Source organism: Acinetobacter sp. 1125_18A (assembly GCF_052824985.1).
The window spans coordinates 1-20,706 of sequence record NZ_VTDG01000017.1; the positions used below are offsets into that span (position 1 = coordinate 1).

17 protein-coding genes are annotated in these 20,706 nt (G+C 39.4%); 16 read left to right on the top strand and 1 reads right to left on the bottom strand.

Translation table 11 applies throughout. The features are described from left to right. From FY049_RS19640 to FY049_RS19705, 14 genes are all read left to right on the top strand, one after another. The coding region (locus FY049_RS19640; protein ID WP_446084202.1) for a YDG domain-containing protein at nucleotides 1-1,345 on the top strand (1,345 nt) is incomplete at its 5' end. A 3-nt stretch (nucleotides 1,346-1,348) separates the two neighbouring features. Beyond that, a complete protein-coding gene (locus FY049_RS19645) occupies nucleotides 1,349-3,034 on the top strand; it encodes a ShlB/FhaC/HecB family hemolysin secretion/activation protein (protein WP_446084203.1) in 1,686 nt (561 codons plus the stop codon). Nucleotides 3,035-3,313: 279 nt separating this feature from the next. Continuing rightward, nucleotides 3,314-4,066, top strand: a complete 753-nt coding sequence (gene hutC / locus FY049_RS19650) for a histidine utilization repressor (protein ID WP_004721807.1) — start codon at nucleotides 3,314-3,316, stop codon at nucleotides 4,064-4,066. Further along, nucleotides 4,063-4,644: a HutD/Ves family protein gene (locus tag FY049_RS19655; protein WP_446084204.1), complete on the top strand. Its 582-nt coding sequence runs from the start codon at nucleotides 4,063-4,065 to the stop codon at nucleotides 4,642-4,644. The genes hutC and FY049_RS19655 overlap by 4 nt, the downstream gene beginning before the upstream one ends. A 237-nt stretch (nucleotides 4,645-4,881) precedes the next feature. Then, nucleotides 4,882-6,558 (top strand): urocanate hydratase, encoded by a 1,677-nt coding sequence (gene hutU, locus FY049_RS19660; RefSeq protein ID WP_004820229.1) that lies wholly within the window; start codon nucleotides 4,882-4,884, stop codon nucleotides 6,556-6,558. A gap of 82 nt (nucleotides 6,559-6,640) precedes the next feature. Next, nucleotides 6,641-8,179, top strand: coding sequence for a histidine ammonia-lyase (gene hutH, locus FY049_RS19665; protein WP_056515934.1), 1,539 nt, complete (start codon nucleotides 6,641-6,643; stop codon nucleotides 8,177-8,179). A gap of 64 nt (nucleotides 8,180-8,243) precedes the next feature. Continuing rightward, nucleotides 8,244-9,656 (top strand): amino acid permease, encoded by a 1,413-nt coding sequence (locus FY049_RS19670; RefSeq protein ID WP_004721798.1) that lies wholly within the window; start codon nucleotides 8,244-8,246, stop codon nucleotides 9,654-9,656. Nucleotides 9,657-9,708: 52 nt separating this feature from the next. Next, nucleotides 9,709-10,920 carry an imidazolonepropionase gene (gene hutI, locus FY049_RS19675; protein ID WP_446084205.1) on the top strand — a complete coding sequence of 404 codons (1,212 nt, stop codon included), beginning with the start codon at nucleotides 9,709-9,711 and terminating at the stop codon, nucleotides 10,918-10,920. A 28-nt stretch (nucleotides 10,921-10,948) separates the two neighbouring features. After that, nucleotides 10,949-11,869: a formimidoylglutamase gene (gene hutG, locus FY049_RS19680; RefSeq protein WP_446084206.1), complete on the top strand. Its 921-nt coding sequence runs from the start codon at nucleotides 10,949-10,951 to the stop codon at nucleotides 11,867-11,869. Between the two features lie 36 nt (nucleotides 11,870-11,905). Continuing rightward, complete coding sequence (locus FY049_RS19685) at nucleotides 11,906-13,177, top strand: Glu/Leu/Phe/Val family dehydrogenase (protein ID WP_446084207.1); 1,272 nt, start codon at nucleotides 11,906-11,908, stop codon at nucleotides 13,175-13,177. Between the two features lie 499 nt (nucleotides 13,178-13,676). Then, nucleotides 13,677-13,889 (top strand): hypothetical protein, encoded by a 213-nt coding sequence (locus tag FY049_RS19690; protein WP_446084208.1) that lies wholly within the window; start codon nucleotides 13,677-13,679, stop codon nucleotides 13,887-13,889. 62 nt (nucleotides 13,890-13,951) lie between these two features. Then, nucleotides 13,952-14,134 carry a hypothetical protein gene (locus tag FY049_RS19695; RefSeq protein WP_419314852.1) on the top strand — a complete coding sequence of 61 codons (183 nt, stop codon included), beginning with the start codon at nucleotides 13,952-13,954 and terminating at the stop codon, nucleotides 14,132-14,134. 104 nt (nucleotides 14,135-14,238) lie between these two features. Further along, nucleotides 14,239-14,763, top strand: coding sequence for a hypothetical protein (locus FY049_RS19700; protein WP_004721788.1), 525 nt, complete (start codon nucleotides 14,239-14,241; stop codon nucleotides 14,761-14,763). A gap of 661 nt (nucleotides 14,764-15,424) precedes the next feature. Continuing rightward, a complete protein-coding gene (locus tag FY049_RS19705) occupies nucleotides 15,425-17,002 on the top strand; it encodes a sensor domain-containing diguanylate cyclase (RefSeq protein ID WP_224965139.1) in 1,578 nt (525 codons plus the stop codon). A 391-nt stretch (nucleotides 17,003-17,393) separates the two neighbouring features. Here FY049_RS19705 and FY049_RS19710 read toward each other — a convergent pair whose 3' ends face one another. Then, a complete protein-coding gene (locus FY049_RS19710; RefSeq protein WP_446084209.1) occupies nucleotides 17,394-18,029 on the bottom strand; it encodes a TetR/AcrR family transcriptional regulator in 636 nt (211 codons plus the stop codon). 110 nt (nucleotides 18,030-18,139) lie between these two features. Here FY049_RS19710 and FY049_RS19715 point away from each other — a divergent pair, with 110 nt between their 5' ends. Both FY049_RS19715 and FY049_RS19720 read left to right on the top strand, forming a co-directional pair. Continuing rightward, nucleotides 18,140-19,660, top strand: coding sequence for a flavin-containing monooxygenase (locus FY049_RS19715; RefSeq protein ID WP_446084210.1), 1,521 nt, complete (start codon nucleotides 18,140-18,142; stop codon nucleotides 19,658-19,660). Between the two features lie 126 nt (nucleotides 19,661-19,786). Further along, on the top strand, nucleotides 19,787-20,623 hold the full coding sequence (locus FY049_RS19720) for an SDR family oxidoreductase (RefSeq protein WP_224965142.1): 837 nt from the start codon (nucleotides 19,787-19,789) through the stop codon (nucleotides 20,621-20,623). The last annotated feature ends 83 nt before the right edge of the window (nucleotides 20,624-20,706 follow it).

A 20,706-nucleotide genomic window follows, 5' to 3' on the forward strand; every position in this document is an offset into this window, starting at 1 on the left:
ATATAACGGTAAAGATCAAACGGCTGCTGGCTTTAGTGCGACAGGTTTAGTCAATGGTGAAACAGAATCAGTACTCTCAGGTGTCAGTGCAACGGTGACTGCTAAAGATGCAGGCAAATACAACAACACAGTAACAGGTGTAGACAAGAACTATGATCTGACGCTTATTGATGGCTCTTTGGATATCGCCAAAGCCAAAGCCACTGTTACTGCTAATAGTGTATCAACCACTTATAACGGTAAAGATCAAACGGCTGCTGGCTTTACTGCGACAGGTTTGGTCAATGGCGAAACTACAAGTGTATTGTCAGGTGTTTCGGCAACTGTCACAGGCAAAGATGCAGGCCAATACACTAATACCGCAACGGGTCTAGATAAAAACTACGAGCTAAGCTTTGTTGATGGCTCTTTGGATATTGCCAAAGCCAAAGCCATTGTAACCGCCAATAGTGTATCAACTACTTATAACGGTAAAGACCAAACAGCTGCTGGTTTTACTGCAACAGGTTTGGTCAATGGTGAAACTGAATCAGTACTCTCAGGTATAAGCGCAACTGTGACTGCTAAAGATGCAGGTCAATATACCAATTCCGCAACGGGTCTAGACAAAAACTATGAGCTAACTTTCGTTGATGGTGCATTGGATATTGCGAAAGCTAAAATTAACCAAGTGACAGGCATTAGCGCCAATAATCGTATTTATGATGCAACCACCAATGCAACATTAAATACTGGATCAGCACAATTCACTGGTATGGTTGCAGGCGATGAATTGAAAGTTGCTTCAGCAACAGGACAATTCAGCGATAAAAATGTGGGTATAGCAAAACAAGTCTCGATTCAGGGTGTCAGTTTAAGTGGTGCAGATGCACACAACTACGAGTTGGTGAATAACACTGCACAAACTACGGCAGATATTCGCCAAGCCAATATTCAAAACATTGCTGGAATTACGGCCAACAATCGTACTTATAATGGATTAACTGCCGCTGAGCTTAATCTCAGCAACGCACAATTCAACGGCATTTACGCTGGGGATAATTTAAACGTTGCAACAGCAACAGGACAATTTGACAGTGCGACCACAGGGCAAGCAAAAAATGTATCGATTACAGGTTTAAGTCTAGGTGGCTTAGATGCTCAAAACTACAAACTTGTGGATACCACCGCTGTGACCACAGCTGATATTTATCTGTTAACCCCTGCAGCGTATTTACAAGCTATACAATTCAAACGACCTCGTTATTTGCCTGAAACCAATAACGTCTTAAATACAGTTGATTTAGATGTACGCCAAGGTGGAGTTAACACTGCAGGTATTCAAATTTTGGCAGGGGAGCACTAATTGATGAAACAACAACACAATATATTGGCAATATCTGTAGCTGCTTGTCTGATGCTTTTGACCAGCAGTAACTATGCAGCGCCAGCACCTAATGCGGGTCAACTGTTACAACAACAGCAACAAGGACAAAGCCTTGAACCACAGGCTGCTGTTCAGGTAGAAAGTTCAGCAAGTAATAACGTACCTAATTCACCTGATATCCAAATCTCTGTACGCAAAATTGAAATCACTGGAAATAGTCGTTTTAGCACAGCGCAATTGCATCACTTAGTGGCGGATGCCGAAGGTAAACAATTGAGTCTTCAGCAACTTTGGCAAGTTGCGCAAAAGATTACCACTTACTACCAGCAACAGGGCTATGCCTATAGTCGGGCTTATCTGCCTCAGCAGAATCTAAGTCAGGGCGTAGTACGTATCAATGTACTCGAAGCGTATTATGATCAAACCCAGATTGATAATCAAAGTCGAACGCAAAACTGGCTGATTGAACAAACCGTTGCGCCACTTAAACAAGGTGAGCGGATCAACAGTGACCAGATGCAACAACAACTCAAACTGCTCAATCGTTTAAATGGAGTCAATACCCGAAATGTTTTGACCCCTGGTGCGACAGTCGGAAGTAGCCAACTCAATGTTGAAGTACAAAATGCAGCCATGTTGAATGGTTATATTGGCGCAGATAACTTTGGTAATCGTTATACCAGTCAAGTGCGTGGAACCGCTGGAATTTCTGCCAACAACCTTGCCGGCTTAGGTGATGAACTAAGCTTAGATGTAATGACTGCAGGCAAACGCATGAACTACGGGCGCGTGGGTTATGCCTTTACCTTTACAGGAATGGGTACTCGGGCAGGCGCAAGTTATTCTTATCTAGATTATGAACTTGGAAAAGAGCTAAAAAACATTGGCGCAGAAGGGAGTGCTGCACAAAGTAGCGTATTCATTAGCCAACCTACTTTACTGACCAATAATGCAGAAGTCCTTCTCAGCTTACAATACGATCATAAACAACTGAAAGATGATATTCAGCTCAATCAATATTACAAACATCGAAATATTGACGTGGTGACTGCCCGACTGGATGGCTCGCAGTTTGATCAATTCTTGGGTGGAGGCTTAACCCAATATGGTGCCTCAACCAGTTATGGTCGTGTGAAATTTAAAAATGATGATGCCGCTGCTTTAGATACGCAAACAGCGAAGACAGCTGGAGACTACTATACAGCTACATTGAATCTGTCACGCTTACAAAACCTAAGCAATAAGGGCACGCAAGGCTATTTGGGAATTTATGGACAATACAGTCCTTATAATCTAGACAGTGCAGAGCAATATCTAGGTGGTGGTCCATTTAATGTTCGTGGTTATGAATCGAGTCAATTTGCAGGCTCTACAGGTTATTTGGCCACAGCAGAACTTAGACAAAGTTTATTTGCCGATGCAAAGTATCAGCTAACAGCGAAAGTATTTATCGATACAGCAGAAGTCACGTTAAATGCTAAGCGTTGGGCAGGTGTGACAGGCGATAATCAAGTTCAAATCAGTAGTGCAGGTTTAGGTTTGAACTGGACGAGTGCGTGGAATATTCAAGCCAATGCAGAAGTTGCCTTTCCAATTGGAAATACCCCAGAGCAGTTGCAAGATCGCGATAATCACCAATACTGGTTGAGTTTAAGAAAGACTTTCTAATTTGATTGAATAAATAAGGAGGCTTTTGCCTCCTTATTTATGTCGCCACGCAATAACAACAACATGTACAAAAACATGTAAAAAGCAAAATCTTCACTTCGTAATAGTATTGTTATCACCATGCTGTAAACATACTTGGTATGATTAAATTGATATAAGTTGGAATGCCATTGATGAGTAATGGATATTTTTATCATGATTATTTGTATAGGCTTGTATATACAAATAACATCGACTCAAGATACAATGATTTAGAATATTTTGTATGAGTTTTAGCCAATGTCAAGAGCGTCAAAGCACAATGATCTAGACTTATCTCTAGAAGAAGATAGTCCTGTTCCTTTGTATTTGCGCGTGAAGCAAATGATTTCACAAAAAATTTATGAAGGAACATGGACTGTAAATAAAAAAATTCCTTCAGAAAGTGAGTTGGTGAATTTACTGGGTTGTAGTCGTATGACGGTCAATCGGGCATTGCGCGAACTGACTAGTGAAGGCTTATTAGTCCGTATACAAGGTGTTGGCTCTTTTGTCGCTGAAGGACAAGGTCGTACAGCATTATTTCATGTGAACAATATTGCAGAAGAAATTATTGCGAGAAATCATAAACATCATGCTGAAGTATTGGTACTTGAACAAATTCAAGCCAATGAAGAACAAAGTCGGTTAATGCAAATTCGAGAAGGACAACGCTTATTTCACTCGATCATTGTGCATTATGAAAATGATGTGCCTGTGCAGATCGAAGATCGTTTAGTTGATCCCGTACTGATTCCAGATTATTTGGCACAAGATTTTAAAACTATCACGCCTAATGCCTATTTAATGTCAAAAGCACCTGTTACTGAAGGTGAGCATGTGGTTACGGCGATTCTTGCTTCAGCACAAGAATGTAAATGGTTAAAAATCAATAAAACAGAGCCTTGTTTATTGATCCGTCGTAGGACATGGTCCAATAAACAACTGATTTCTAGTGCAAGACTGATTTATCCTGGCAGTCGCTATTATTTGGAAGGTAAATTTACCCAATGATTGAGCTTTTAAAAGCCAGCCATTACAAAAAAATGCGATGGAAAAATGGCGAAGGCTATACGCTTGAAATCGCCCGTAGTGTCTGTGAAAGCTTAGCTGAGTTTGATTGGCGGATTTCGATGGCCGATGTGAAAACATCAGGTGATTTTTCCAAGTTTAATGGGATGAATCGCTTTTTGACGGTATTGGAAGGTCAAGGTCTTTCACTGTGTATAGATGATGATTTTAAGCATTTAAAAACATTGCAGTCCGTCGAGTTTCATGGGGACAGTGTGGTCAGCTGTGAATTGCTGGCCGGGCACATTCGCGATTTTAATTTGATTTATAATCCGAAAAAGTTTGATGCACAGTATCAGTGGATTTTTTCTCCAGAAGCTTTAGAAATACCTATATCGTCTGACGTGATGTTTATTTTTAATCAGAGTGTTGAGGTTTTAGTTATCGAAATTGGTCAACAGATTTTTCTTTTGGAACATCAGGACAGTCTTAAACTTGAAAATGAAAAATCATTACAAGCTATCACATTAAATCAACAATTTTTAAAGCAAACTTGTCTTATACAACTCACAAAAATATAAATTTTATTGGTTTTACTTAAACGCATACAACCTGAAGTTGTCTGCGTTTTTTTGTTTTTATGAAAAATAAATCTATTTATTTTATATGTTTATAAATTTTTTTAAAAATAATTTAAAAAGCATCTTTTCAATATTAAAGATTTGTGTAGTATATAGATGTATATACAAGTTAGTACATTGCTATACAGTGAATGCAGTTTAATTTGCTGGTTTAAACTCAAAGGAAGGAGTCCTATTGTGACAACAACGACAACAAAATTTCGTGATGTAGAAATTCGCGCACCTCGTGGTACTAAGCTCAATGCAAAAAGTTGGTTGACTGAAGCTCCACTGCGTATGTTGATGAATAATCTTGATCCTGATGTCGCAGAGAATCCAAAAGAGCTTGTTGTTTACGGTGGTATTGGTCGTGCTGCACGTAATTGGGAATGTTATGACAAGATTGTTGAAACACTTAAAACTTTAGAAAATGACGAAACTTTATTGGTTCAATCAGGTAAACCCGTTGGTGTGTTCAAAACACATAAAGATGCACCACGTGTTCTTATTGCCAATTCAAACTTAGTTCCACATTGGGCAAATTGGCAACATTTCAACGAGCTAGATGCTAAAGGCTTGGCAATGTATGGCCAAATGACCGCAGGTTCTTGGATCTATATCGGTAGCCAAGGCATTGTACAAGGTACCTATGAAACTTTTGTTGAAGCTGGTCGCCAGCACTACAACGGTGACTTAACAGGTCGTTGGGTGTTGACTGCTGGTTTAGGTGGAATGGGAGGGGCTCAGCCTTTAGCTGCGACTTTGGCAGGCGCTTGCTCGCTCAATATCGAATGCCAGCAAGCCAGTATTGATTTCCGTTTACGTACACGTTATGTCGATGAGCAAGCCACAGATTTAGATGATGCTTTGGCGCGTATTGACCGTTATACCAAAGAAGGCAAGGTGATTTCGATTGCGTTACATGGCAATGCAGCTGAGATTTTACCTGAATTGGTTCGCCGTGGTGTTCATCCGGACATGGTGACGGATCAAACCAGTGCACATGATCCACTCAATGGCTATTTACCAATTGGTTGGACATGGGAAGAATATCGTCAACGTGCCAAAACTGAGCCAGAAGCAGTGGTAAAAGCTGCAAAACAATCTATGGCAAAGCATGTACAAGCGATGTTGGATTTCCAAAAAATGGGTGTTCCAACCTTTGACTATGGCAATAATATTCGTCAAATGGCGCAGGAAGAAGGCGTAGAAAACGCATTTGATTTCCCAGGTTTTGTACCTGCCTATATCCGCCCATTATTCTGTCGTGGTATTGGACCATTCCGTTGGGTTGCACTTTCAGGTGACCCTGAAGATATCTATAAAACAGATGCAAAAGTTAAAGAATTGATTCCAGACGATGAACATTTACATCGTTGGTTAGACATGGCAAGAGAACGGATTAGCTTCCAAGGCTTACCAGCACGTATTTGCTGGGTTGGTTTAGGCTTGCGTGCAAAATTAGGTCTGGCATTTAACGAAATGGTACGTAGTGGTGAGCTTTCAGCACCAATCGTCATAGGTCGCGATCATTTAGACTCAGGCTCAGTTTCCAGTCCAAACCGTGAAACTGAAGCAATGCAAGATGGTTCTGATGCTGTATCTGATTGGCCATTGCTGAATGCTTTACTTAATACAGCAGGTGGTGCGACTTGGGTTTCATTACATCACGGTGGTGGTGTAGGAATGGGCTTCTCTCAACACTCAGGTGTCGTGATTGTTTGTGATGGTACGGATGAAGCAGCAGCACGTATTGCTCGTGTGTTGACCAATGACCCAGCAACAGGCGTAATGCGTCATGCAGATGCTGGTTATGATATCGCCGTTGAATGTGCCAAAGCGCAAGGTTTGAACTTGCCGATGATCACCAAATAAAAGACATGGACATTACGATGCTTTTTGCAATTGTGTAAGCGGCATCGTAAGAGAACAATATAGCGCAAAACAGGACGTCAAAATGGAACTCTTAATTCAACCAGGCAAGCTTACACTCGCAGATCTTCGCCAAGCGTATTTAAATCCAATTAAAGTTAAACTGGATGACAGTGCTTATGCTGGCATCAATGCAAGTGTTGCGTGTGTCGAAAAAATTGTGAATGAAGGACGCACAGCTTACGGAATCAATACTGGTTTTGGCTTACTCGCTTCAAGTAAAATTGCCCCTGAAGACTTAGAACAATTACAACGCTCATTGGTACTTTCTCATGCCGCTGGTGTGGGCGTACCTTTAGATGATGCGATGGTTCGCTTAATTATGTTGTTAAAGGCCAATAGTTTGGCACGTGGGTTTTCTGGTATCCGTCCTAAAGTGATTGATGCAATCCTTGCCTTGATCAATGCAGAAGTCTATCCGCATATTCCATTAAAAGGTTCAGTCGGCGCTTCTGGTGACTTGGCACCCCTTGCACATATGTCTCTGGTTTTACTCGGTGAAAGTAAAGCACGCTATAAAGGGGAATGGTTACCAGCAGTTGAAGCACTTAAAATTGCAGGCTTAGAACCCATTACTTTAGCGGCCAAAGAAGGTTTGGCACTTTTAAATGGTACTCAGGTTTCAACAGCATACGCATTACGTGGTCTATTTGAAGCAGAAGATTTATTTGCTGCTGCGACCGTTTGTGGTGGATTAAGCGTTGAAGCTATGCTCGGTTCACGTGCACCATTTGATGCACGTGTCCATGAAGTTCGTGGTCAGCGTGGTCAAATTGATGTTGCCGCTGCATATCGTGACTTATTGACTGAATCAAGTGAAATCGCACATTCGCATGAGGATTGTAGCAAGGTTCAAGACCCGTATTCACTGCGTTGTCAACCTCAGGTGATGGGTGCTTGTTTAACGCAAATTCGCCAAGCAGCAGAAGTATTAGCGATTGAGTCGAATGCAGTTTCAGATAACCCATTGGTGTTTGCTGCAGAAGGTGACGTTATCTCAGCGGGGAACTTCCATGCTGAACCTGTGGCGATGGCCGCTGATAATTTGGCTTTAGCGATTGCTGAGATTGGCTCACTGTCTGAACGTCGTGTTTCGATGATGATGGATCGCCATATGTCACAGCTTCCTCCATTTTTGGTTGCCAATGGTGGGGTGAATTCGGGCTTTATGATTGCTCAAGTAACAGCCGCTGCGTTGGCCAGTGACAATAAAGCACTTGCACATCCTGCCAGTGTTGATAGTTTACCGACCTCTGCAAATCAGGAAGACCATGTTTCCATGGCGCCTAATGCAGGAAAACGCTTGTGGTATATGGCTGATAACGTTCGCGGCATTCTTGCAGTTGAGTGGTTAGGTGCATGTCAAGGACTTGATTTCCGTGAAGGATTGAAAAGCTCTCCTAAACTTGAACGTGCCCGCAAAATTCTGCGTGATCAAGTGGCGTATTACAGTGAAGATCGTTTCTTCGCGCCAGATATCGAACAAGCAAGTGAATTGCTCGCAAGTGGTTGCCTGAACGAATTGCTCATTGCGAAGCTATTACCGAGCTTGTCTGAAGTGTGATCAATAAAACGGTCACATGGAGTGACCGAATCTAACTAAATTTCCTCAAGGATTGGAGATTATAATGTCACAACACTCCACATTACAGCGGGGGTTAAACACCCGTCATATCCGCTTTTTGGCATTGGGTTCAGCGATTGGCACGGGGCTTTTCTATGGATCAGCAACGGCAATTAAAATGGCAGGTCCGTCTGTTTTAATTGCTTATATGGTTGCAGGGATTGCAATTTATATTGTGATGCGAGCATTAGGGGAAATGGCTGTTCATAACCCCGTATCAGGTTCTTTTAGTGAATATGCCTCAAATTATATTGGTCCTTTAGCTGGTTTTACCACAGGTTGGACCTACGTCTTTGAAATGATCATTGTCGCCTTGGCTGACGTGACTGCTTTTGGTATCTATATGGGGTTTTGGTACCCCGATGTACCACGATGGATCTGGATTTTATCGCTGATTATGTTCTTAGGGGCAATTAACCTGATTCACGTTAAAGTCTTTGGTGAAGTCGAGTTCTGGCTATCCATCGTCAAGGTCAGCGCTATTGTTGCCATGATTTTGGGTGGTTTTGGTCTGATGTTCTACGGCTTTAATGCAGATCACACAGGCTTTGTACCCGGTATCCAAAACCTCTGGATACATGAAGGTTTTATGCCCAATGGGATTATGGGTTTAGTTGCCTGCTTATCTGTTGTGGTATTTGCATTCGGTGGCATCGAAATCATTGGGATCACAGCGGGTGAATCACAAGATCCGAAAACATCGATTCCGCGTGCGATTAATGCGGTTCCTGTACGTATCTTACTTTTTTATATTCTGACAATTTTTGTATTGATGTCGATTTTCCCATGGAATCAAATTGGTAGCCAAGGAAGTCCATTTGTACAAATTTTTGAAAATTTAGGCATCAAATCTGCAGCAACTGTTTTAAATATTGTGGTGATTACAGCTGCAATTTCCGCGATCAATAGTGATGTATTTGGTGCAGGACGTATGCTGTATGGTATGTCTAAGCATAAACAAGCACCTCAAGTGTTCCAGAAACTCTCACGTAATGGTGTTCCTTGGATGACTGTTGTAGTGATGGCTGGGGTGTTACTTGTCGGTGTCGTGCTTAATTATCTGATCCCTGAAAATGTATTTATTATCATCGCTTCAATTGCAACATTTGCAACGGTTTGGGTATGGTTAATGATTTTACTTTCTCAAGTGGGTATGCGCCGTAAACTGTCTAAATCAGAAATTAAAGCATTAGATTTTCCTGTGATTGGCTGGCCTTATGCACCTGCATTTGCCATTGTATTTATGCTGTTTATTTTAGCCATGATGGGATATTTCCCAGACTCAAGACCTGCACTTTATGTCGGTATAACATGGTTAGTTTTACTCTGGATTGCTTACACGATATGGGTGAAGCCCAAGCAAAATTCAGTAAAAGAAAAACCAGATCTCCAACAAAACATCGAAATGGAAAGCTGATACTGAAGCTGCTCAAGCGTGATTAAAGCATGAGCAGCAAGAGGAAATGTCAATGAAAAAACTTTGGACAAACTGTCATGTTGCAACCATGCAAGATGGGCAATATTCCAGTATTGAATCTGCTGCAATCGTCACTTTAGCACAACATATTCACTGGATTGGCGCAGAAAAAGATGTTCCTGTAGATGACTATGCTGAGATCATTGACCTCAATGGCGCATGGGTGACTCCCGGTTTAATTGATTGTCATACGCATAGTGTATTTGGCGGAAATCGCAGTGTTGAGTTTGAAAAACGTTTGCAAGGTGCCAGTTATGCGGAAATCGCAGCGAGTGGCGGTGGTATTGCAAGCACTGTAAGAGCAACACGAGAAGCAAGCGAAGAGCAGCTCCTTGCTTCGGCACTCAAACGTATTCGTTGTATGCTTAAAGATGGTGTAACCACCATTGAAATTAAGTCGGGATATGGTCTGGACTATAGCAATGAACGTAAAATGCTCCGTGTGATTCGTCAAGTCGCTCAAACTTTACCGATGACTGTAAAAAGTACGTGTTTGGCAGCACATGCTTTGCCACCTGAGTATCAAGATCAAAGTGATGCTTATATTGAGCATATCTGTACGGAGATGTTACCCAAACTGCATCAAGAAGGTTTAGTCGATGCAGTCGATGCTTTCTGTGAACATTTGGCATTTTCTCCTGCGCAAGTTGAACGTGTTTTTAAAGCAGCTCAAGCATTAAACTTACCTGTTAAATTACATGCAGAACAACTTTCATCTCTTGGTGGTTCAACACTTGCTGCGCGTTACCATGCTTTATCCGCAGATCATTTGGAATACATGACCGAAGCTGATGCCAAAGCCATGGCCGCTTCAGGCACAGTTGCTGTGTTATTGCCGGGGGCATTCTATTTTCTAAGAGAAACCAAGTATCCACCTTTAGACAGTTTGCAGCAACATGGTGTGCGTATCGCATTATCCAGTGATTTAAATCCAGGAACATCACCCGCCTTGTCATTACGTTTAATGCTGAATATGGGCAGTACATTATTCCGTTTAACACCAGAACAAGCACTCGCAGGTGTCACAACGCATGCCGCTTATGCACTCGGCCTACAAGACACGCATGGCACTTTAGAACAGGGTAAAGTGGCGGATTTTATTGCTTGGGATATTGAGCATCCTTCTGAGATTGTGTACTGGCTTGGCGGTGATTTAGCGAAACGAATCATCCAACATGGAAATGAAATCTTGATCTCAGCTTGAGATTAATTTTTATAAAGTGATATTAATAATGAATCATTCATTTAAGTGGCAAGGACGACAAGATGGGGAAGGTGATGCACATCTACGTCTCCATCAAGTGATCAATACCAGTCCTCAAGCATCTTTTGCTTTCATTGGTTTTAGTTCAGATGAAGGTGTTAAACGCAACCATGGACGCTTAGGTGCAGCGGATGCACCAGATATGATTCGTGCTCAATTGGCAAATTTACCTGTGCATCAACCTGTGACCATTATCGATTTAGGCACCGTGCTTTGTGATAATGCTGAACTTGAAATAGCACAGGCGGAATTGGCGCATCAAGTCGAACGTAGTTTAAATTCCGATATGAAGCCGATTGTGTTAGGCGGTGGGCATGAAGTTGCCTTTGGCAGTTTTTCTGGTTTATTTCAATACATTCAAAATAATCATTTGAATAAGAAAATTGGCATTATTAACTTCGATGCACACTTTGATTTGCGTGAAGCTGAACAGGTTACTTCAGGCACACCTTTTTTAAATGCAGCTAAACTATCAGAACAGTTTCATCAAGAATTTAACTACATGTGTATCGGTGTTGCCAAGCATTCAAATACTAAAATTTTGTTTGACACAGCAGAGCGTTTAAACTGTAATTATATTTACGATTATGAATTAAAACTGCAAAATGTTGAAAATTTAATCTTAAGAATAAATAATTTTATTAAAAAAGTAGACTATTTGTATATTACGGTTGACCTTGATGTATTTAACGCTAGCATTGCGCCGGGTGTCAGCGCACCTGCGGTGAAAGGAATCGATTTATCTATTTTTGACCCATTATTAGAAGCCATTAAAAAAACTGGCAAGATCAAAGTTTTTGATGTGGCTGAATGTAATCCGCGGTTTGATTTGGACAACAGAACTGCCAAATTAGCCGCTTATATTATTTTTAATTACATATTTGATTGATGATTCAAGTGACTTCATCAAAAGGATAAGCAAAGTATGTCTAATTTATCTTATATCTCTCAAAATAACGGTCCATGGTCTACCTACCTCGAACAGATTGAGCGAGTTACACCGTATTTAGAACATCTGAAAGATTATGTCGACACGTTAAAGCGACCAAAACGTGCTTTGATTGTCGATGTACCGATTGTAATGGATGATGGCACAATCCGTCATTTCGAAGGCTATCGCGTTCAACATAACTTATCGCGTGGTCCAGGTAAGGGCGGTATTCGTTACCATCCAGATGTAGATCTCAATGAAGTGATGGCACTTTCTGCATGGATGACCATTAAAACTGCGGTTTTAAATCTACCTTTTGGCGGTGCAAAAGGTGGTGTTCGTGTTGATCCTCGTCAGCTTTCTCCACGTGAGTTAGAGCGCTTAACACGTCGTTATACCAGTGAAATTAGCCATATCATTGGCCCACAAAAAGATATTCCAGCGCCGGATGTTGGCACCAATCCTAACGTTATGGGCTGGATTATGGATACATATTCTTCGGGTCAAGGCCATACCGTAACAGGTGTTGTTACAGGTAAGCCGATTCATTTAGGTGGTTCTTTAGGACGTATTAAAGCAACGGGTCGTGGTGTATTTATTACCGGTCAACAAGTTGCCGCAAAAATTAAACTTCCTTTAGAGGGTGCACGAGTTGCTGTCCAAGGTTTTGGTAACGTTGGTAGTGAAGCTGCATATCTATTTGCCGATTCGAAATCTATTATTGTAACGATTCAAGACCATACAGGGACGATTTATAATCCTCAAGGTATTGATTTAGCTACTTTAAAAACTTATCTAGAAAGTAATCAAGGTGTGGGTGGCTTTGCTGGTGCTCAAGCGATTAGCGATGAAGATTTCTGGGATGTTGAAATGGATATCTTGATTCCTGCCGCATTGGAAGGTCAAATCACGGTTGAACGCGCACAGAAATTAACAGCGAAATTGGTACTCGAAGGCGCAAACGGCCCAACTTATCCAGAAGCAGATGATGTCTTAATCCAACGTGGTATTACGGTTGTACCTGATGTGATCTGTAATGCGGGTGGTGTAACGGTCAGTTATTTTGAATGGGTTCAAGATATGTCGAGCTACTTCTGGTCGGAAGAAGAAATCAACCAAAGACTCGATAAATTAATGGTTCAAGCGATTAATGACGTATGGCAAACCTCAAATGACAAAGTATGTAGTTTAAGAACGGCTGCCTTTATTTTAGGTTGTGAGCGTATCTTAAAAGCACGTATGGAACGTGGTATTTTCCCAGGATAATCTATTTGTTGTAAGCGTGACCTTGGCGTATCTTCGTTAAGGTCATTTTTTATCTGTTTAAAACGCATTTTAACGGTCTATTTAAACAGTGAATTTTACAGAATCTATTGAATAATAATTATCTTATATAGCGTCTTGTATTGCACAGTAATAACATTTCAAAAATCTGAGTTCATCTTAGCATCAACTTTGTACTGCCTTATTTTGTATATAGATTTGTGCAGTTAATTTAGATAGTAGCAACACGCTGATCTCACGCGATATTTTGCATTACAAGCCAAGCAGTGCTCAGTATGCAATGTGATAAAAAATTCATAGGCTTAAGGCCGAATTGTATGGATAAGACTAAATATAGTCTGAATAAAATGTCTTAAATTTTGTATAGTATTTGCCTTTTTATGGTTTTAATTTCACATGAATTAAACTATAAAGTATATCTAGTATGTGAATAAATTATAGACACTTCTGCAATAAACCTTTTTAGAAAGTGGTTAAGAATATGAATAAAATATACTCAAAATACATCTATATTTTGAGCATTGGTAGCTTATGTAGCTTTGCAACTTTGTTATCAGCTGCACCGACATTGCAATACTCAAAAACCTACCAAAGCTGTATAAATACAGCAAAAACCACAGGGAACAAGCAACTGTGTATTAGTGCAGAGCATTTAGGTCAGAATGAAAGATTAAATCAGGCCGTAAAAAACTAACATCCAAGCTTTCAACATATGAACAAAGCAGATTAGCTGATGCTCAAGTAGAGTGGCAATCTTTGCAAAATTTTAAAGATGATCAATGTGATCAAGCTGCATTTGATGATGAAAATGCAGTTAAACCTTCGGGTAAAAACTTGACCGCATTGGATTGTGACCGACAGTCGCTTGAACGTGTGGCTGAACGCGCTTATGAATTGGAACAAGGCAATGTGCGGGCTGAATATTATCTTGATCCATAATTTATGATTGCTCATGATGTCTAAAGCATCGAAGTGTTTTAAAAAAAATTTTTATTGGTTTTAGTGTAGATAAATCATCAGCGTAAGCAAAAGGAAACTTTCTTATGATCAGTAAACAACAATTGACAATCAGTACAAGCAATAACCGACAACGCCAGAGTAAGGGAGATAAACATAGAGTCGCAGGTATTTTGGCTGTATTCACATTAGGCTTATTACTCACTGGTTGTGTTTCAACACCTAATCCTGTGCAACAGGCTGCTGATAAATTGGTCGGACAACATGTAAATAAAGCGATCGGAATCTTTGGCTCACCAACTTATCGCGTCCCAGCGAGTAAATTAGGTGGCTCTGCAATGTGGGAAAATTCGATTGTTTCACAACGTGTCGTACAGCAATTTGTACAAACGGGGACTGAATATGCGGGTCAGCGTGTCGTTGGTCAAACAGGCGGGCAAGGTGTTGTTGGCGCTATTTATGAAAATCAATATCGTCCAACAGGATACTATCAAAACGCTGTACAAGAGCATGCTCAATACCTTTGTAATATCACAGCACTGACGGGTCCAGGTGATATTATTACGAGTATTATGGTGATTGGATGTAAACAGAGTAAAGATGGTTTGTGATCCTTAAAAGCCAAATATAGCTTTAATCTGACAGATATACGATAAAATGGATAACTGTCAGATAAGGTTGACGAGAGTATCATTTTTAGAAGACAACGATGATCAAAATATTCTGTTCAAAGGCTCATAGATCCATTGAGTAAAATAATTCTTATTCATGTGTATTTTCTATTTATTTTTCTCTATTTTTCTAGGATAGAAACGTTAAAATAAAAAAGATAATGGTGTGATTTAAATCATTTTAAGCATTTCACTTAATAGAACATATGACTTCCGAAATACGCTAAAATGATATGCAACTTCAAGCAATTCTTAGTTAGCCTCATGATATCTGTAGTGCCTATAGTAAAGGCATATAGCCATGGGGAAATAAAATAATACAGGAATTTTTTTGGTTTAATTTACACCTTATTCAGTTTATTTTTATGAGGCAATATATTCGTCATTTGTATACTTTCGCATGGTTTATATACTGAGTTAAAGTCGTTAAGAATTCATTGAACAAAGCCTGATGATTATCTTGAACAAATTTTCTTAAAAATTATGTTAAGGGAAACCATTTAAAAATCATGAAAATAAATTAAACAATGGTAAAAATATTGTAGTAATACTAAGTAAAAAAGAATAAAATTCAATCAAATGCTGTTTTGCAAATGACCTCATGAAACTGAAAAAACTCATATTTTGTTTAAAGTTAAATCTGAGAAAACTTATTCTTTTTTTAGCAATATTCAGCATCGCTATTCTATTTATTGCTTCACTTTTCGTGAATTATTCTATTCAAAAAAAAGAACTACTAGATACTTCTCTTTCAGTAAATATGGAATATGCCACTAAGATTGCCCAAAAAACGGATTCTCAAATTCAGACTGTGTTAAAGCAGTTAAATTATAGTGCCACTTTGCTGGGGGATTCATTTAATGATGAGCAATTTAAACAGTCAGAAGTAGACCGACTTAAATTTCAATCGAATTACTTTGACAGTGTGATTATTTCGGATAAATACGGACATGTACTGAATTACTCACCTTCAAAAATTGCCATTAATAAAAATGTGGTGAATACAACACTGGGGTTTAAACAATCCATTGAAACGCAAAACACGGTGATCACAAGTCCATATTATTCAATCAAAAACAATTTAATTGTTTTTATTTCACAGCCTATTTTTGATAAAGACAAAAAGTATTTGGGCTTTATTGGTGGTGCAATTTATTTAAAAGAAAAAAATATCATTAACGAGTTATTGACACTGAGCTTTAACTATAAAGACAGCTATATGTATGTATTGGATAGCAACAGAAAAATTATTTTTCATCCTGATGCGAGTCGAATTGGTACTCTTGCAACAGACAATACCGGTCTTAACTATATGACCAGTCATATGATTGGAAAAATAAGACTGATCAATAGCAAAGGCGTAGATAATTTAGCGGGCTTTGCCAGAGTCAGTCATACCAACTGGATCATCGTTTCACAACAACCGACCCATAAGCTTTTAGAAAAAGTTCCATATCTGATTTATAAAATTATTGCTTATATGCTTGGTTTTTATATTTTGATCTTTTTGATTATTTGGAAGATATCATATTATATCTCAGCGCCTTTAAACCGCTTAGCAACCATGGCGAGTCATCTCAATAACCCAGAGACTGCAACTCAAATTAAAGATGTAGATGCTTTATATTATGAAGTGAGAAATTTTAAACGCTCACTGTTACAGAGTTCTTCAAATTTTAAGAAAAAAATCTCTACACTCAATCATTATGTAAATACAGACCCGTTAACAGGATTTTATAACCGCAGAGGGATGGAGTTACATATTGAACGCTTAATGAAAAATGACGCACCATTTGCAATTATTGCTGTGGATATCGATTATTTTAAAAAAATTAATGATCAATATGGACATGAAAAAGGCGACTTAGTCCTGACCAAGACTGCACAAAATATTAAAGATTGTGTTAGGAATATTGATGTTTGTTGTCGGATTGGTGGAGAAGAATTTGTGATTCTAAGCCCGATTGATAGCCAAAATTTAACCATTAATATTGCAGAACGGATTCGGCAGGCATTAGAAGTAACGCCAATCGGAGAAATACCTGCGATTACCGTGTCAATAGGGATTGCGCATTGGCCTGAAATTTCTACCGACATCCATAAGGTGTTTAAAGCTGCTGATGAATATTTATATCTGGCAAAAAAAGATGGGCGTAATTGTATTCGTTATAAAAAATAGCATTTAAAAATGCAAACTTATCTTCAATAAAGATCTTTCATAAATCAAAAAATGATCATGTGGAGTGAATCATATTGGTATTGAAAGTTCCTTCTCCCTCTGGGAGAAGGCTAGGATGAGGGGGATTTTATATTGATTTATGGTTTTAAAAAGGACTTATGAAAGAAGTCTAATATTTTATCTCATTAAAAACTGCCCATAATCTATGTTATGGACAGTTTTTGAGTAAATTTAAGTATTATTTCAATCTTAGGATAAAAAATAAAAAACTGTATTGAGGCTATATCTCCGTCCATGGGTGAGATTGATGTCTTCACAAGATAACCATAACCCGTAGGATTGAATGAGATAAATAAAACAGTTTAATTTATATTCCGTTGGTTGCTATAAATCAGGCTGATGCCTTAGCAACTCCACCAATGATTAATTCAATAATCGAATCTCCATAGTTTTTTAAACCATTCAGATCTTCAGGGTTGGCTAAAAAGCGTAAAGCCCCATTGGTAATCATCCCAATGATATTATGCCCAGTATTTTCACAATCTAAATTCTCACGGAAAAACCCAGAATCTACCCCATGCTTTAAATAGTTAGCAGTAAAAATACCCGCCATTTGCATTAAGTTTTGAATAAATCTGGTCATTTCAGCATCTATCGAGGTTGCTTCAAGTAATAATAATTTTAGAGTTAAAGGATTCTCTTGTGCAAAAAGACGGAAGCGTTCAGAAATTCGCTGACATTGTTCACGGTACTCTTCAATATTATTCACTGCTTGAGGTGCATTTTCACCGGTAAGCAATGCCATGATTTTTTGCATAGTATCGGAAATAACATGCTGCAAAATATCGCGTTTATTTTCAAAATGGCGATAAAAAGTACCATGACCAATGCCTAAGCGTTTGGCTATATCTGAAATCGCTGTTTGATGGTATCCACGCTCAGAAAATTCTAAAAACGCAGCTTCTAAAATATCAGCTTGTAATTGGATACGTTGACGTTCTGCACGAGTTAAAGGTGGTTCATTCATAGGCAAAGAATACCAAATAAATATTCAAAATTGTTAAACAATGGAAATTGACAAGTCATTCCGTTTTTGACATTGTATTCCTATTGTTTATATTCTAAGCGATTTTCAACATGGAACAAATGAAAAAAAGCACTAAAGATAAAAACTTTTATAAAGTGATTATCGTGGGTGGTGGTTTTGCTGGTCTTGGTGCCGCAATCAAATTAAAACAAGCAGGGATTGAAGATTTTATATTGCTGGAAAAGGCTGCTGAAATGGGCGGGGTCTGGCGTGAAAATACCTATCCAGATTGCGCCTGTGATGTACCTTCGGCGCTCTATTCATACTCTTTTGAACAAAATCCTGGATGGTCACGGGTCTTTGCACAGCAAAAAGAAATTAAACAATATTTATTTGATGTGGTCGATAAGTACAAGGTCATGCCACATGTGCATTTGAATCGTGAAGCTTTACAAGCACAGTGGTCCGATGTGGAAAATTGCTGGATTATCCAAACCGAACAGGGCGAGTTAAGATCTCAATTTGCGATTCTAGCTTGTGGTCCCATGCATGAACCTGTATTGCCTGATGTTAAAGGTATTGAAACTTTTAAAGGAGAAATTTTCCATTCTTCACAATGGCGGCATGATCTGGACTTAACAGCTCAACGGGTTGCGGTGATTGGAACAGGTGCTTCTGCCATCCAGTTTGTACCGCAGATTCAATCCCAAGTTAAACAACTGACGATCTTTCAACGTACTGCACAATGGATTTTGCCAAAGTCAGACATGCCATTACTTGCACCTGTTCGTGCCATGTTTAAGCTGTTACCGCTGACTCAACAGCTGATGCGAGGCTCAGTCTATGGAATTTTTGAAACGATAAATGGTGGAATTCAAAGTCCTGCGGCTATGAAGCAATTCCAAAAATTAGCCAAATGGCATTTAAATTACCATATTAAAAATCCGCGCCTACGAGAAAAATTAACCCCCAATTTTATTATTGGTTGTAAACGTATTTTGCAATCCAACAATTGGTATCCCGCTTTAGCACAAGACAATGTGGAGGTGATTGCCAGTGGTTTATCTGAAATTAAAGGGAATACCTTAATTGCAAGTAATGGTGAACATTGTGAAGCTGATGTGATTATTCTGGGTACAGGGTTTGAGATTGCAGAGCCACCCATTGCCAATCGTGTCTATAACCGTTTTGGACAACGGATGTCCGATGTTTGGCAGGGGAGTCCTGAAGGCTATATGGGGACAATGATAGAAAATTGTCCAAACGGCTTTCTGATGTTTGGTCCCAATGTCGCTGTGAGTTCTTCAGCATTTATTATCATTGAAGCTCAGCTTGATTACATTATCGATGCTTTGAAACAGGCAATTCAATTGGGCATCAAGACCATTGAACCAAATCCCAAAATTACCAAAGTTTTTAATGAAAAAGTCCAAGCAGCTTTGCAAACTACGGTCTGGAACAAGGGCGGATGTCAAAGCTATTTTATTGATCGCAATGGGCGCAACAGTACAGTTTGGCCATGGTCAACCTATAAACTCCGAGTAAAGATGAAACATTTTAATTTAGCTGAGTATTTGATTGATCATCAACCTGAACCAAGCACAAGCTTAAAGCAAGCAGATGTCGTATGAGAAAGGGATTTTAACTTTCATCATATTCAATTCCATAAAAGAGGCGTGTCTATAAAAGAGGCAAGCCTATAAAAGAGGATGGAATGGATATGAAATTTACCAAGATTTTAAATAAAGGATAGCGCAATGTTAAAAAAACAAAAATTAAAAGGCAGAGTGATTGCAATTACTGGTGCCGCACGTGGCATTGGTTTAGCTACCGCGGAAGCTTTAATTGCACAAGGTGCAAAAGTCAGTATCGGTGATCTCGATTTAGCACTTGCCGAAAAAGAAGCACAGCGTATTGGTGCCAAAGCTTTTAAAGTGGATGTGCGTGATCGTGAATCATTTGGTCAGTTTATTCAAAACACCATTCAACATTATGGCAGTCTTTATGCTTTAGTGAATAATGCGGGGATTATGCCGATGGGGGCTTTTCTGGATGAAGATCCCGCTTTAGCAGATGCACAGATCGATATTAATTTCCGTGGTGTCATCATTGGTATGCAATTGGCACTTCCTGAATTGCTTAAATATAAACAAGGCCATATTGTCAATATCGCATCACTTGCAGGGCGTTTTGCCTTACCTGGTTCTGCGGTTTATTCTGGAACTAAATTTGCTGTGATTGGTCTCACCGAAGCGGTTGCAGGTGAGTTTCGTGATTCAGCTATTCAGTTCACTGCAATTTTACCCAGTAAAGTACTGACAGAGCTCACCGCTGGGACTGAAAATGCGGCAAAAACGATTCCAGCAGTAACACCGCAACAGGTTGCCAATGCAGTCGTGAGTGCTTTGATTAAGCCTCGGTTATTTATTGCAGTACCTGATTACTTACAAGCAGTACATGGTGCTTATGCTTTATTACCACAATGGGCGCAAACAGGTGCACGTCGTATCTTGGGGGATGATGGTATTTTGACTAAGCTTGATCATTCTGCCCATTCAAGTTATGCCAAGCGAATTCATAAGTTGGCAGAATAATTGCTTATCAAAAAGAAACTTTTTAAATTAGTACAGGGTCTGTAGACATTTCATAAATGGCTTGCGTTGTAGGTTAAAATTGA

Coding starts and splice junctions, on each gene's coding strand:
- FY049_RS19645 (WP_446084203.1), top strand. CDS start 1,349: ATGAAACAACAACACAATATATTGGCAATATCTGTAGCTGCTTGTCTG.
- hutC (WP_004721807.1), top strand. CDS start 3,314: ATGTCAAGAGCGTCAAAGCACAATGATCTAGACTTATCTCTAGAAGAA.
- FY049_RS19655 (WP_446084204.1), top strand. CDS start 4,063: ATGATTGAGCTTTTAAAAGCCAGCCATTACAAAAAAATGCGATGGAAA.
- hutH (WP_056515934.1), top strand. CDS start 6,641: ATGGAACTCTTAATTCAACCAGGCAAGCTTACACTCGCAGATCTTCGC.
- FY049_RS19670 (WP_004721798.1), top strand. CDS start 8,244: ATGTCACAACACTCCACATTACAGCGGGGGTTAAACACCCGTCATATC.
- hutI (WP_446084205.1), top strand. CDS start 9,709: ATGAAAAAACTTTGGACAAACTGTCATGTTGCAACCATGCAAGATGGG.
- hutG (WP_446084206.1), top strand. CDS start 10,949: ATGAATCATTCATTTAAGTGGCAAGGACGACAAGATGGGGAAGGTGAT.
- FY049_RS19685 (WP_446084207.1), top strand. CDS start 11,906: ATGTCTAATTTATCTTATATCTCTCAAAATAACGGTCCATGGTCTACC.
- FY049_RS19690 (WP_446084208.1), top strand. CDS start 13,677: ATGAATAAAATATACTCAAAATACATCTATATTTTGAGCATTGGTAGC.
- FY049_RS19700 (WP_004721788.1), top strand. CDS start 14,239: ATGATCAGTAAACAACAATTGACAATCAGTACAAGCAATAACCGACAA.
- FY049_RS19705 (WP_224965139.1), top strand. CDS start 15,425: ATGAAACTGAAAAAACTCATATTTTGTTTAAAGTTAAATCTGAGAAAA.
- FY049_RS19710 (WP_446084209.1), bottom strand. CDS start 18,029: ATGAATGAACCACCTTTAACTCGTGCAGAACGTCAACGTATCCAATTA.
- FY049_RS19715 (WP_446084210.1), top strand. CDS start 18,140: ATGGAACAAATGAAAAAAAGCACTAAAGATAAAAACTTTTATAAAGTG.
- FY049_RS19720 (WP_224965142.1), top strand. CDS start 19,787: ATGTTAAAAAAACAAAAATTAAAAGGCAGAGTGATTGCAATTACTGGT.